At 46.5% G+C, this 13,920-nt stretch carries 17 protein-coding genes; 4 read left to right on the top strand and 13 right to left on the bottom strand.

The annotated features are described in order from the left end of the window. Positions 1-113 precede the first annotated feature (113 nt). The 9 genes from BM101_RS13970 to lspA form a co-directional block, all read right to left on the bottom strand. Positions 114-260 carry a hypothetical protein gene (locus BM101_RS13970; RefSeq protein WP_177194304.1) on the bottom strand — a complete coding sequence of 49 codons (147 nt, stop codon included), beginning with the start codon at positions 258-260 and terminating at the stop codon, positions 114-116. A gap of 37 nt (positions 261-297) precedes the next feature. Beyond that, entirely contained in the window at positions 298-1,623 is a 1,326-nt protein-coding gene (rpoN, locus tag BM101_RS00875; RefSeq protein WP_087031465.1) for an RNA polymerase factor sigma-54, read from the bottom strand. A gap of 324 nt (positions 1,624-1,947) precedes the next feature. Further along, positions 1,948-2,580, bottom strand: a complete 633-nt coding sequence (pyrE, locus tag BM101_RS00865) for an orotate phosphoribosyltransferase (protein WP_087031458.1) — start codon at positions 2,578-2,580, stop codon at positions 1,948-1,950. Continuing rightward, positions 2,581-3,294: an orotidine-5'-phosphate decarboxylase gene (gene pyrF / locus BM101_RS00860; protein WP_087031455.1), complete on the bottom strand. Its 714-nt coding sequence runs from the start codon at positions 3,292-3,294 to the stop codon at positions 2,581-2,583. It lies immediately after the preceding gene. Beyond that, the gene (locus BM101_RS00855) at positions 3,284-4,213 is read right to left on the bottom strand and encodes a dihydroorotate dehydrogenase (protein WP_087031453.1); all 930 of its coding nucleotides are present in this window, start codon (positions 4,211-4,213) and stop codon (positions 3,284-3,286) included. The genes pyrF and BM101_RS00855 overlap by 11 nt, the downstream gene beginning before the upstream one ends. Then, on the bottom strand, positions 4,210-4,986 hold the full coding sequence (locus tag BM101_RS00850; RefSeq protein ID WP_087031450.1) for a dihydroorotate dehydrogenase electron transfer subunit: 777 nt from the start codon (positions 4,984-4,986) through the stop codon (positions 4,210-4,212). Before BM101_RS00850 ends, BM101_RS00855 begins: the two co-directional genes overlap by 4 nt. Before the next feature lie 116 nt (positions 4,987-5,102). Then, positions 5,103-5,657, bottom strand: coding sequence for a bifunctional pyr operon transcriptional regulator/uracil phosphoribosyltransferase PyrR (gene pyrR / locus BM101_RS00845; protein ID WP_087031447.1), 555 nt, complete (start codon positions 5,655-5,657; stop codon positions 5,103-5,105). Positions 5,658-5,819: 162 nt separating this feature from the next. Then, a complete protein-coding gene (locus BM101_RS00840) occupies positions 5,820-6,722 on the bottom strand; it encodes an RluA family pseudouridine synthase (protein ID WP_177194316.1) in 903 nt (300 codons plus the stop codon). 21 nt (positions 6,723-6,743) lie between these two features. After that, positions 6,744-7,205 (bottom strand): signal peptidase II, encoded by a 462-nt coding sequence (lspA, locus tag BM101_RS00835; RefSeq protein ID WP_087031441.1) that lies wholly within the window; start codon positions 7,203-7,205, stop codon positions 6,744-6,746. 269 nt (positions 7,206-7,474) lie between these two features. On the opposite strand from lspA, the gene BM101_RS00830 reads away from it, so the two are divergent. The 4 genes from BM101_RS00830 to BM101_RS00815 all read left to right on the top strand — a co-directional run bounded on the left by BM101_RS00830 (position 7,475) and on the right by BM101_RS00815 (position 10,891). Continuing rightward, entirely contained in the window at positions 7,475-8,863 is a 1,389-nt protein-coding gene (locus BM101_RS00830; RefSeq protein ID WP_177194303.1) for a polysaccharide deacetylase family protein, read from the top strand. After that, complete coding sequence (locus tag BM101_RS00825; RefSeq protein ID WP_245825620.1) at positions 8,860-10,107, top strand: putative glycoside hydrolase; 1,248 nt, start codon at positions 8,860-8,862, stop codon at positions 10,105-10,107. The genes BM101_RS00830 and BM101_RS00825 overlap by 4 nt, the downstream gene beginning before the upstream one ends. A 305-nt stretch (positions 10,108-10,412) precedes the next feature. Continuing rightward, entirely contained in the window at positions 10,413-10,697 is a 285-nt protein-coding gene (locus BM101_RS00820; protein WP_087031436.1) for a hypothetical protein, read from the top strand. Next, on the top strand, positions 10,697-10,891 hold the full coding sequence (locus BM101_RS00815) for a helix-turn-helix transcriptional regulator (RefSeq protein WP_087031433.1): 195 nt from the start codon (positions 10,697-10,699) through the stop codon (positions 10,889-10,891). The genes BM101_RS00820 and BM101_RS00815 overlap by 1 nt, the downstream gene beginning before the upstream one ends. An 83-nt stretch (positions 10,892-10,974) precedes the next feature. Here the strand turns inward: BM101_RS00815 and BM101_RS00810 are convergent, their stop codons facing one another. The 4 genes from BM101_RS00810 to BM101_RS00795 form a co-directional block, all read right to left on the bottom strand. Next, positions 10,975-11,607, bottom strand: coding sequence for a copper homeostasis protein CutC (locus BM101_RS00810; RefSeq protein WP_087031431.1), 633 nt, complete (start codon positions 11,605-11,607; stop codon positions 10,975-10,977). Positions 11,608-11,905: 298 nt separating this feature from the next. Continuing rightward, positions 11,906-12,397 carry a mannose/fructose/sorbose PTS transporter subunit IIB gene (locus tag BM101_RS00805; protein ID WP_087031428.1) on the bottom strand — a complete coding sequence of 164 codons (492 nt, stop codon included), beginning with the start codon at positions 12,395-12,397 and terminating at the stop codon, positions 11,906-11,908. Between the two features lie 74 nt (positions 12,398-12,471). Continuing rightward, entirely contained in the window at positions 12,472-12,852 is a 381-nt protein-coding gene (locus BM101_RS00800) for a DUF956 family protein (RefSeq protein ID WP_087031424.1), read from the bottom strand. Positions 12,853-12,983: 131 nt separating this feature from the next. Beyond that, positions 12,984-13,910 carry a PTS system mannose/fructose/sorbose family transporter subunit IID gene (locus BM101_RS00795; RefSeq protein ID WP_409373485.1) on the bottom strand — a complete coding sequence of 309 codons (927 nt, stop codon included), beginning with the start codon at positions 13,908-13,910 and terminating at the stop codon, positions 12,984-12,986. Positions 13,911-13,920: the final 10 nt, after the last annotated feature.

Below are 13,920 nucleotides of genomic sequence, written 5' to 3'. Positions count from 1 at the left end.
AAATGAACGCAGGGGCTGCATCCAACCAGATACGTATTTCTGGTTGGATGCAGCCCCTTTTTCTTTTGTTGATCAGCATTCATTACAAGTGTTTCGCAGGTTCCTAAGCTGCTTCATGCCGTCGCCAAAAGGCCAACGGTACAAAACTTCAAAGAAAAAACTTCGACGATGTTGAAGCCCAGGAAGAACACCAGCGGTCCGATGATGGAACTGGATCGCAGACCCTTGCCAACGGTCCCATAATCCCTACTTTTCCCCATTGATTGTCCTATTAACCAGTCACACCGATCGACATAATTATGTCCTTTTTCTTTTCGAACTGGAGGGTATGCCCAAACCCATGCGGTATTTCGCCACCGTCCTGCGCGAGATGTCGATTCCCTGCGCGGTGAAATGATTGGCAATCACCTGATCGGAAACCGGCTTCGCCTTTTCTTCGCGGCCGATTATTTCCTTTATTTCGGTTTCGATAACCAACGAAGAAATTTCTACCGAATCCTCTTCATCTTTTTTGGAAAATCCGCTCCGGAAGAAAAAGCGCAATTCAAAGATGCCTTTCGGGGTCGCCATGTATTTGTCGTTCACGACCCGGCTCACCGTCGAAATACTCAGGTCCGTTAGTTTGGCGATGTTTTTCATCGTCATAGGCTTCATCGAAGAGGCTTTTTCCAAGAAATAATCCGCCTGCAGCTGCAGGATGGCTTCCGTTATTTTGATGACGTTCTGTGTCCGTTGGAGAACACACTGCTGGATCCAGGAAATTTCTTTCTTCTTTTCTTCCAGATAACGTTTCATATCTTTATCCGCCAACGCCAACAATTCGCTGTAATAGTCTTGGTTTAAAGCCACCGAGGGTAGACCGCTTTGATTGAATGAAACATCCAGTGTGTCATCCTCGGCTATGGTCACATAGATATCCGGTTCAATGAAGACCGTCTCCTCGAATGTGGACTCCCACTGCAGCTTCGTCTTCAGCTTGCTCATATAGGTGATGATTTCGATCAGCTCATCATGGTCGATTTCCTCGGTATCTGTAATTGATTCCAAACGATAGGTCGACAATTCCTTGAAATAATTTTCCAGTATGTAATAGGCCAGCGGCGGCGACTGTTCATCCCTTTCGGTCTGCAGCATCAGAAATTCCTGCAGATTGCGTGCGCCGACACCGGGCGGGTCCAACTGTTGCAGCAGCGTCAAGGCATCCAACATTTCCGCTTCATCGGCCGCAGTTGCCTCCGCAGCCTCGTCCAGTTTGATATCCAAATAGCCGTCATCCGTCACATATCGGCTGAGGAACAGCACCAGCTGTCTGAGCGGTGTGTTTTTCATGTTCAAATAAATCTGTTCATGCAAAAAATCATAGAGCGATTGATTCTTGCTTTCCATCCGGTCATACCAGGGCGTTTGATTATCCGCCGTATAAACATTGGAGACAGCAACGCTGCCCGTTCCCGATTCCCGCTTTTTGATTTCCATCAACGGATTCCCCAATGCCTTGTCTTCTATATAGGTGGACAGTTCCGACATGGGCATCTGCAAAATGTGCAATGCCTGTCGCATCTGCTGCGTCATCCGGATCGATTGTTGCTGCGTTTGTTTCAGCTGAAATTCCTGCATCGCCATGTCTACTCACCCCCAAACTTTATCCTGTATTCAAGTAATACAAGTAGTATACCATCATTGGAGCGCTTTCTTTCTAAAATTTTGCTAACAAAAAGGAAACGTCTTATGAATGTTTTGGGAAAAGCGGGACCGAACCTGATTTTCGCCGGGAACTTCAGGACGTTCGCTTCATTATTGCCGCGGAACGCCCCAAAGCCAAAAAGCCGTGAAACACTCACTACCACAGTGTTTCACGGCTTTAAAATTCTATATCCCTTATACAATGAAAACTCCGCTGACACACTAGCCTGTCAGCGGAGTTTTGCGATCATCTTTTAGCCGTTTTTAGCCTTTGAACCAGTGCTCTGGGTCTTTGCTCCAGTCTTTCAGCAAGTCCATTTCAGCTTCTGTGATGTAAGAAGTTTCGTGTGCCACTTCCAACAACGTGCTGTAATTGGAGATGGTGTCAATCGCCAAGCCGGCATCGGCAAAATTTTTGATGCCAGAAGCCAATTCGTAAGTGAAGATCGCTACGCAACCTAAAACGTTAGCGCCTTCCAATTCAGCAGCTTTTGAAGCTTCAATGACGCTGCCGCCAGTGGAGATAAGGTCTTCGATGACGACCATTTTTTGGCCTTCTTCTATCTTTCCTTCGATTTTACGGCCTTTGCCGTGGTCTTTCGCTTTGCTGCGGATGTAAACCATCGGTAAGTCCAAGATGTCCGCTACCCATGCAGCATGCGGGATGCCTGCAGTTGCCGTTCCGGCAATCACTTCTGCATCCGGGTATTTTTCTTTGATCAAGTCGGCAAGTCCTTGCGCGATTTGTTTACGGACAGCTGGATAGCTCATCGTGATGCGATTATCGCAGTAGATAGGGCTGCGTAGGCCTGATGCCCAAGTGAATGGATCTTGCGGGCTTAAGCTCACCGCTTTAATGTCTAATAATGATTTTGCTACTTCTTTTGCTGTTGTCATCTATTCCACTCCATTCCATTGCTTCTTGATTTCGTGATAGGCCGCAACGGGATCCGCCGCCTGCGTAATCGGTCTGCCGACTACGATGAAGGTTGAGCCGATTTCTCTTGCCCGTGCTGGTGTCGCCACCCGTTTTTGGTCTCCCACTGCACTGCCGGCTGGCCGGATGCCCGGCGTCAGGCAGATGAAGTCATCATTTGTATGGTCTTTGATCATGCGCGCTTCCCATGCGGAACAGACGACGCCGTCCAGGCCTGATTTACAAGTCAAATCGGCATAATGCAAGACGCTCTCCTGCAGGCTGACTTTGATCAATTGTTCGCTTTGCATCGCTTCTTCTGATGTTGAAGTCAGTTGGGTTACGGCGATCAGTTTCGGTACCGTGCTTCCTACAGGCGTTCCTGCAATCAGGCCGTCTTTAGCAGCCTTCATCATTTCGGAACCGCCGGCGGCATGAACGTTTACCATGTCGATATCCAAAGAAGCTAAACCCTTCATCGCGCGATGAACCGTATTCGGGATGTCATGTAATTTCAGGTCCAGGAAAATCTCATGGCCCAAGTCCTTGATCCATTTTACGATTTCCGCTCCATGTTGGTAGTATAGTTCCATACCCACTTTTACATATAAGGACTCATCTTTGAATAATAACAAGAAATCCTCGATTTCTTTTGTCGTCGAAAAGTCCAATGCTACGATCGGTTTATCGTTCATTACGGATGCCTTCTTTCACTTCGTTGATTAATTCCTGCAGGCTGTTGATGCCCAGTTCATCCATACGTTGCGGCAACTGTTCGATCAGTTTCGGGCAAACGAACGGGTCGGTGAAATTCGCCATGCCGACGCCGACTGCGCTGGCACCCGCCATGAACATTTCCAACACGTCATCGACCGTGTAGACGCCGCCCATACCGATGATCGGTATTTCAACGGCACGCGCCACTTGGTAAATCATGCGGATTGCGACCGGTTTGATGGCCGGGCCGGATAGTCCGCCGGTTTTGTTCGCAAGGATCGGTTGGCGCGTCTTCAAATCGATGCGCATACCGACCAATGTGTTGATCATGGATAAGCCATCCGCACCGGCCGCTTCGACAGCCTTCGCTATTTCGACGATATCCGTCACGTTCGGGGAAAGTTTTACATAGACGGGCACTGTTGCGGCTGCTTTGGCGGCACGCGTCACTTCTGCGGCCATTTCCGGAACGGTACCGAATTGCAGTCCGCCTTTATGGACGTTCGGGCAGGAGATGTTCAACTCGATCGCCTTCACGTTCGGTGATTTCGACACTCTTTCACAGACTGCGTAGTAGTCCTCCACCGTATAGCCGGCCACGTTCGAGATAAGCGGCACATCATACTTTTCCAGCTCTTTGTGCTTCTTGGAGACGACGACGTCGACCCCCGGGTTTTGCAGACCGATGGCATTCAGCATGCCGGAAGGCGTTTCCGCAAGACGCGGCGTCAAGTTGCCGTAGCGCGGTTCCAAGGTTGTCGCCTTCGTCATGATGGCGCCCAACAGGCTCAAATCATAATATTTGCCGTAATCCTCGCCGAAGCCGAAACAACCGCTAGCCGGGATGATCGGGTTTTTTAGTTCTAATCCGGGTAAACTCACTGCTAAACGATTCATAGTACGATTTCCTCCGCTCTGAAGACTGGTCCGTCGACGCAGACTCTGTAGTTGTCCGATGCTGATGTGCTGTTCTTCTTCTCGCAGACACAGCCATAGCAGGCGCCGATGCCGCATGCCATGCGTTCTTCCATGGAAAGGTAGGTGATGGATGGATCAAATGCCCTTGAAGCGGCGGCCAACAAGCCTTTTGGTCCGCAGGCGAAAACCGCATCCGGAACGAAGCCGTCCAACTCGTCAAAATATTGCGTCACGAAGCCTTTTTTTGCATAACTGCCGTCGTCGGTCGCAATGTTCACCTTGCCGAAAGCGCTGAATTCTTTTTCATAGAAGACTTCATCTTTATTCTTGAAACCGAAGCAGTGAACGACATTCACGCCTTTTGCATGAAGCTGTTTGGACAATTCGTAAAGCGGCGGTACGCCGATTCCTCCGCCGACCAGAAGCGCGTTATCGCCCGCTTTCAGCATATCGATCGGGTAGCCGTTGCCAAGAGGCCCCAGCACATCCAACGTGTCACCTTCCGTCAATTGGCTGATGATCTTCGTGCCATCGCCTTCGGTGCGGTAAATGATGACGCATTCTTCATTTTCGGCATCTATTTCTGCGATGCTGATCGGGCGTCTCAACAATAAATCATTTCCAGGGACGCGGATATGCAGAAATTGGTCAGGCGCACCCATTTCCTTCACTAAGTCACCCTTCAGGCGTAATTCGTAAATATCTTTGGCTATCTCAACTTGCTTGACTACTTTCATTATTGCTTGGCTCATGATTTGTCCTCCTTAAATTCTATCAAATAAGGTGATCTTCAGAATGCTATGGAGCAAGCTTCAAAGCACATTCTTCTGCGCTTCACGGAACGCACTTAAAGAATCACCGCTTTTCTTTATGCTTTAATTAAAGTAACTTTTTCACTGCCGTCGAGTTCCGCGATGCTGACGGAAATCTGTTCCTGCTGGGAAGTCGGAATGTTTTTTCCGACATAGTCCGCTTTGATCGGCAGTTCTCTGTGTCCTCTGTCGATCAGGACAGCGACGGTGATGCGTTTTGCTCTTCCCAAATCCATGACCGCATCCATGCCGGCGCGGATGGTCCGGGCGGTGAAGAGGACGTCATCGACTAGGACTACATGCTTGCCTTCCACCGAAAAAGGGATATTCGTTTCGTGCAGGATCGGATTTTGATTGGTGGTGTCGCTGACGCGGTGCACATCATCGCGATAGAGCGTAATGTCCAGTTCGCCGACCGGCACGTCGATCCCTTCGAAATCTTTGATCTTGGCGGCGATCCGCTTCGCCAAATAAATGCCCCGCGTACGGATGCCGACCAGAACCAAATTATTTGTTCCGTCATTCTTTTCCAGTATTTCGTGCGTGATTCTGGTCAGAGCCCTTCTCATGGTCTGAGCGTCCATGATTTCAATCTCTTCTGCCATGTTCATTCTCCTTCGCTGATAAAATGAAAAAAACCCTTATGCAATGGGCATAAGGGTACAGTCACAAAAAATATACAAAATGTGATGCACCTTTTAGCCTCTCTGGACTATTTTAAAGGTCACTGCTTAAATTACTGTAATCATAACGAAAACAGGCATTGCTGTCAATCAGATTTTGCGCAATTCGGCTAATTTATCAGCAAAATAATCAGGCAGCGGCGCTTCGAAATGCATCGTTTCTTTCGTAGTCGGATGAACGAAGCCAAGCGTTGCCGCATGCAGGAATTGGCCGAAGCCGGTGATAGTTTCTGATGGTCCGTACATCGGATCGCCTACGACCGGATGGCCGATGTATTTCATGTGCACGCGGATTTGGTGGGTGCGGCCTGTTTCCAGGTTCAACTTCACCAATGTGTAATTTTTGAAGCGTTCCACCACTTCAAAATGGGTTATGGCATGTTTTCCGCCTTCCGCAACCGTGCGTTTCTTGCGGTCGATATGCATTCTCGCGATCGGCGCATCGATGGTGCCGTCCTCATGGGAAATGACGCCATGCACTAAAGCATAGTATTCTCTTTCCATCGTGTGGTTTTCCAATTGTTCCGCCAATTTTTGATGGGCTTCATTCGTCTTCGCCACCACCAACAGACCGGAAGTGTCCATATCGATGCGGTGAACGATACCAGGACGGACATAGGCTGTCCCTTCAGACAGGGTGTTCACGTGGTAAAGCAAACCATTGACCAACGTGCCGGTAAGATGGCCTTTTGATGGGTGGACAACCATACCGGTAGGTTTGTTGACCACCAACAAGTCATCGTCCTCAAAGACGATGTCCAACGGAATATTTTCCGGTGTCACGTTGATTTTTTCGGCTTCAGGAATCGTCAGTTTCAGCGTATCCCCAAGCTGCACTTTGTAATTCGCCTTCACAACTTCACCGTTGACGGATAAGTTGCCGCCTTTGATCCATGCTTGGATCTGCGAACGGCTTGTTTTCGGCATAAAATCAGCCAATATCTTGTCGATACGGCCTGACTGTAAGTCAATCTTAAACTCTAATTCATCAATCATACTTAATCCCACTTTACTTTAGCTTATTTTTTTTTCGTCTTCTTCAATAAAAATGATATAAATGACCATCAAGATCACACCGACCGTCAAACACATGTCAGCCACATTGAAAATGGGGAAGTTGATGAAATCCAACTTGAACATGTCGACTACGTAGCCCAAGCGCATGCGGTCGATGAAATTCCCCAACGCCCCGCTCAAGATAAATGAGAAACTGATGCCCACAAGTTTGTGCTGCAACCCCTGCTTATGAACACTGTATATCATTCCGCCGACGACCACAACCGTAATGAGGAAGAAAAAAATCATTCTTCCTTCAAAAATCCCCCAGGCCGCCCCTTGGTTTTGGATATAGAACAAGGAAAGGACACCGGGTATAACCTCCCGCATTTCATGCAACTTAAAATTTTGGACAATGCCATATTTGGTCAGCTGATCGACGATGATCAACAAAATGGCGAATATGTAATAGACAATCATTCTCGGATACCTCACTCACTAGATCGAAATAGACACCTTTGTCATTCTATTTTCCTCTATCCATTGTAAACTAAATTCAAAAATTGTATAGTGCTTCTTCCTTTTTATGAGAAAACAAAGTTCAATGCACGGACAACCGGAATGTGTCCAACATCTGAATATTGCCGAGAAACAGGTTTATATCCCCAATGGGGTTGCGCGCCATTTATGATTTTCGGTATAATGTTGATTGTATACTTATAAATTACTTATTGGAAAAGGAGTTTGTTATGTGGAAAAGTAAGAAATTGGCTTTGCTTTTTACCGGTGCGCTGGTATTGGCAGCTTGCTCAAATCAAGTAAAAAATGCGACAGAAACACTTACCGCCATAAAAACGGAAGAAACAGACATCGTTGCACAGTTCAATGGCATGCAACAATTGGAAACGGAACTGCAAACTTCCTTTGAAGAATCATTATCCGCAGACGAAAAACTCGCAACGTTCAAGGACGGCTCTGCAAAGGTATTCGAAAACATAGCAGAACGCCGCGATTCGGCCAAAAAAATTGAAAGCGCTTTGGCCGATTTGGTCAAGACAAAAGGCGAACTGATCGCCTTGGATGAAAAAACGCTGCCTTTGGAAGACATCAAGGCATTCGGGTCAACGGTCGACGCATTGAATGACAGCTCGAAAACGTACCTCGAAGCCTATAAAACGAGCCTGGATAAGGAAGAAGAAATTTTATCCGGCTTCGGTGGGGATGATGCCACCTTTGACACCTTCTATGCCGGCATAGCGTCAATCAACGCGGACGCGGATGCCAATCAAGCGAATATGCAAGCGATCGTCACAGGCCTGACTGCTGTCGAGAACCAGCTGGCCGCCCTGGAAACAGCCATCGCATCCCTGGACGACAAAAAAGATGCAGCAGAGTCTTCTGCTGCAACGGACTCCTCAAGCGCGACAGCAGAAAAAGCAGCCGTGAAAGATGCCGTCAAAAAAGCGGAGCCGGTTGCCTATACCTATCAGATCAACCCTAAAATATCAAGCGTCGAACCGATTGCTGCAGACGGCGAAACGCAGGTTGCCTTGCTGACCTTCGACGACACGCCGCAACAGCCGGACAGCCACGCTGTTGCGATCGCCGAAACACTGAAAGCAAAAGGCGCAAATGCCATTTTCTTTGTAGTGGGACAGTTCCTCGAGTCCGAGCAGGCAAAGAAAGATTTGAAGACGATCAGCGACATGGGCTTCGAAATCGGGAACCATTCCTATACCCATCCGGATTTTCTTAAAATGAGCTATGATGAGCAATTGGCAGAAATCAGCAAAACCAACGATGCCATCGAAGCAGTCACCGGAAAACGGCCTCGCTTCCTGCGCGCCCCCTACGGACAATGGAATGACGATACCGCTACGATTGCCGCAGCGGAAGGCATGACCATGATGAACTGGACCTATGGCTATGACTGGGTCGCAGAATATATGGACGGCCCTGCCCTTGCTGACGTCATGGTGAATTCCCAGTATTTGGGTGACGGCGCCAATCTGCTGATGCATGACCGCCCTTGGACAAGCGAAGCGATTGGTTCCATCATCGACGGCTTGCGCGCGAAGAACTTCACCATCGTCGATCCGACCCTGATCGCATCGCCAGAAAGGAAGGACTCCCTATGATGAACGGATTGAAACGAACACTAGCAGTATCCAGTCTATTATTCCTGTTAGCCGGTGCACAGATCGTTTTGGCCACCGAAACAAACAGTTCCGCAACTGCCGAAAGCGCGGCAGCCACTGGTCAAACAGGAGGCACAGTCAGTGCCTTGACGCTGCGACAAGGACAGTTGCTGAAGACACCTACAGCCAAAGAATTGCCGAAAAAATTCTTCTATGACAGCGGCGTGGATATCGCCTACCCGGTTGACGGCGTCAAAGGCATCTATGTGACGGCCTATTCCGTCGGCTATGAGAAAAAATTCAACGAATTGGTCGACTATGTCGATTCAACCGATCTGAATGCTATGGTCATCGACATCAAGGATGACAAGGGCGTCGTGACGGCTGACTTCAATTCCAAGGACGAGCATATCCAGAAAAATACGGAAGGATACATACCGGATATCAAAGCGTTGATGGCTGTGATGGAAGAGAAACAAATCTATCCGATTGCGCGCATCGTTACCTTCAAGGACAGCCTGCTGGCGCAAGACCAACCGCAGTTGTCGTTCACGAACAGCGACGGTTCCGTATGGAAAGCTTCGAACGGCGAATCCTTCATCAATCCCTTCATGAAACAGACCTGGGATTACGCAATCAATGTCGGAATCGAAGCCGCAAAAGCCGGATTCAAAGAAATCCAATTCGACTATGTCCGCTTCCCGGAAGGATTTGAGGTCTGGGGCAAAGACTTGCATTACGATATGGGCGAATATGCTAACCTGAACATGAGTGATACTGAGAAACGCGTGAAAGCCATTACCGACTTCACCGCTTATGCGAAGGAAAAATTGATGCCTTACGGTGTTGATGTTTCCGTTGATATCTTCGGCTATACTGCATCGGTCATCGAAGCACCGGGCATCGGCCAGAATTTCCCGCAAATTTCCGAAAATGTCGATGTCATCTCATCCATGATCTACCCTAGCCACTGGGGTACATCTTACTTCGGTATCGATTCGCCTGATTTGCACCCGTACCAAGTGGTCAGCGAATATATGAAACTGGAAACGCCGTTGCTGCAATCACTGGATACACCGCCGATCAGCCGTCCATGGCTGCAGGATTTCACCGCATCCTACTTGGGCTCCGGCAACTACATGACCTACGGCAAGGCTGAAGTCGACGCACAAGTACAGGCATTGAAGGATTCCGGCGTCAACGAATTCCTGCTGTGGAATGCAACGAACAATTATACTTACTAAGAGATATAAATAAAAACTCGGCCGGGAATTTTGTCCCGGCCGAGTTTTTCGTTATGGAATCTCCTGTCTTTCTATGCACCCTATGTTCATTTTTAATTTAGCTGCTTGATTCAGCAATCTTAGGGCTACCATCTCTGCGACTGACCACAAATGTTTCTATGCTGCGCTCAGCAGCTAATCCTTATTATATGAAGATGGAATGCCAAACACCCACCCCGCTCAAAATGTAAAATATTTTTGACATTTTTGTTTATTTTATATACCATGATAACGTAAAAAGAATTTGACAAAAAGGGGTGCATATCATGCGGAAAAAAGATGAAATGGAGCAAAAAATGGCTGATCAAGCTGCTAGAATTACATGGTTTGTTACTGTAGTAGCTCTGTTTATTATAGGCGGTATTGAATATTATATAAACGATACGGGAATGAATATCCTTCTAGTGATTGCTTCGCTTTCGGTTTCCCTTATCCTTTTACTGGAACGGTATTACTTGTCTAAAGCGAATGGAGATAATACATTCAACAAAGTAATTGTAGCGGCTCTGATTATTGTAGTCATTATACTTGGAATAGCGTTTTTAGTCTGATGAAAAATAAAATCAAAGAACTCCGTAAATCCAAAAAAATCTTGCAACAAGATCTGGCGGTCCGTTGCAATGTTACTCGTCAAACCATCAATGCGATTGAGAATGAAAAATATGATCCGTCTCTGCAATTAGCTTTTGATTTAGCGAAAAACTTAAATACTACCGTCGATAAGTTATTTATTCCTGAAGAGTAAAAAATAATTGAAATGAAAAAAGCACACATCAGATTAGAGTATTTACATAAAAAAGAGAACCCATTTTTGGATTCTCTTGGTTATTACACAATTCGTGTCCCGTGTACTTCGGTGAATTCCAAAACTTTTTCAAGTTCTACGAGATTGTCTTTCGTAATGCCGCCACCTGGCAGGATCGTCATGTCTGGACTGATTTTCGCAAGTTCGGCAATGTGCGCCGCGTTATCGAAAATCGTATTTCCTGCTGGACCGCCGTGCGTCAAAATCCGTGTAAAACCAATTTTTCCGAGCCACAATAATGCATCTCTTTGCTTATCCTCTGGTATGTGATCAAATGCCATATGGAAAACAAGTTCGATTCCATTATCGATGGCTAACTTGGTGATTTCTTCCAAAAATGGTTTATCCAATTCGTTAGCCGCGGTTAAAGCACCTACCGCTATGCCATGGGAATGCAAGGCAATGATTTCTTCTAAATCTCGCATCATGATAGCTTTTTCCATAATAGAATAAACAAAATCCCCGCCTCGTGGTCGCAGTATCACAATAACGGGTACAGCTTTGTCGGAACAATAATCCGTTGCGATTTTGATGACGCCAACGCTTGGCGTTGTTCCCCCTACTGCTAAATTGTCACACAGTTCAATCCGTTTAGCCCCGCGCGCGATGACTCCTGGGACGTTCGTAAAATTTTCTACACATGCTTCTTTTAGCATTCTATCACCTCATGGATACTATACCGTTTTCATCATTATTGCTCAACTTTCGCACTTACAAAATCTATTTAACCCTTTGATCTATCAATATTTTTAAAGTCTTAACCATCAAAAATGTCCGCAAAAAGACACCTCTCTTTGATAAAATGTAGTTACCACACAACACATACGAAAGAGGGATGTATTTTTCGATACCGTGATACACAGAAACCGTTCAGTTTCGATCTGCATCTACTTACTTATAACTGAAGTATCAATGGAATTATCCTTGCTGGAAATCCGCCTGATTATTTGGCGCTCACACTAATCCTTCTTTTTTTAGCACTTGCATGAGGTCTACTTTATTGTCAGCGACGACCTTCCGAATATCCAAGTGGATGCCCTTATAGTTCAAGTACTCAAAGGCCTGAATATCGCGTTTGTCAACCGCTACTGCGTTGGTGATCATCTTCTTGCCATCTGAATAGCTCATACTGCCTATATTGACGAAATCAATTTGAACGCCCCTTTGCACGATTCGTGCGACATCGGTAGGATTCGTAAACAAGAGCATCGCGCGGAATTGGTTATGCGTATCATCAAAGTAAATTTCGACAAACTTTTCTACTGGAATCACATTGACTTTTACACCTGGTGGAGCGGCCTGACGCAAGAGCGTCTTACGCAGATGATCCTGCGCCACCTCATCACTGATGACAAGAATCCGCTCTGCTTTGCTTAGCTTTGTCCACACGGTTGCCACCTGTCCATGAATCAAACGATCGTCGATTCGTACTAATCGAATATCCATTATCTCTTTAGAACCTCCTTAAATCGCTCATCCAGCAACCGCCAACCGTATGCATCTTCATTTCACGCCGCAATTTAGGATACTTTCTTTTTGAACAAATGCTTGAAGGCATTCTTCAAAACATCGAAGAAACCCAATGATTGAACCATATGATCTGGTCTTACATAGATGCGGATCGCACGTAACACGTCCTTGGGATTTTTTGATGAAAAAGTATACGTACCATCTTTCTTTGTTTGAAGCGCAAAACGTGGAATCCATTTTCCTTTGAACATCACGGATGCCATGACATAATCGACCTCTTCCCAAGGAATCTGAATGAACTTTCGTGGATCACGATGATGATAAAATTCAAACGCTTGATCTCCAATCATAATTTTGCCATAGTCCGTTAACCCCATATAAGAAGTACCATCCACTACCATATCAACCTTTGCATTCAGGGATTCAACCATTGTATATGCCCCTCTCTCTTTTCGTCTGTTTTGAGTATAATATAAACCCTTTGCTTTTTACAAGAAAAAGAAAGGCTCAGGCAGGTTTGCCTGAGCCTCATATTCGTCATTTTTTTTGATGCATCTGAAAATTATAGCAATCCGATCAAGCGTCCGACGATACCAACAACGAACAGGCCAAGAATGATCACGATTGGAGAAACTTTCTTCCTCAACAACCACATGCACAGGAAGGTCAACAGCAAAGCCGCCAAGCCAGGGATCAATTGATCCAAGTTGTTTTGCAAGGTCGTAACTTTTGTATCAGTCAGTGACATGCCTGAAGTATATTGGCTCAATGCTTGCTTGATGCCGTCAGAGCCTGATGGCAGGTTTGCCCAATTGATATAAGCGCCTTCTGAAAGCTTAACAGAAGAAACGATTGGAACAAACGAGATGGATACCCAACGTTGCACCAAGGCAGCCAATACGAACATTCCAAGAATGGAAGCTCCTTTTGTCAAATCTTGAAGTATTCCGCCAGACAAATCTTCGGTGATTTTTGATCCAGCCTTATAGCCGAATTCTTGGGTATACCACATGAATGACCAACGGATAATGTTCCATGCAACAAAGAAAAGAATAGGTCCTAAGATGTTTCCTGTTAAGGCTAGGGAGGCACCTAAAGCCCCCAGAATTGGACGGATTGTAAACCAGAACACGGGGTCACCAACACCGGCAAGAGGTCCCATCATTCCGACCTTTACACCTTGAATCGTAACGTCATCCACTGGGGCACCGTTTGCCCGCTCTTCTTCCAACGCTAGCGTTACCCCTAATACTGGGGAGGCCACATATGGGTGTGTATTGAAGAATTCCAAGTGACGTTTCAACGCTAGGATGCGATCTTCCTCTTCTGGATAAAGTCTCTTGATTGCTGGAATCATTGCGAAAGCCCAGCCACCGTTTTGCATCCGTTCATAGTTCCATGATCCTTGAATGAAGGTGGACCGCCAAGCAACTGCTAGTCGATCTTTTTTAGTTAAGACGAATTTTTTATCTATCGTATTTTGTACCATGTTTGCAGTC

It is taken from the genome of Trichococcus palustris, from assembly GCF_900114465.1.
GTDB lineage: Bacteria > Bacillota > Bacilli > Lactobacillales > Aerococcaceae > Trichococcus > Trichococcus palustris.
The sequence above is the reverse complement of the archived record's forward strand: the minus strand, read 5'-3'. Positions and strand labels throughout refer to the sequence as shown.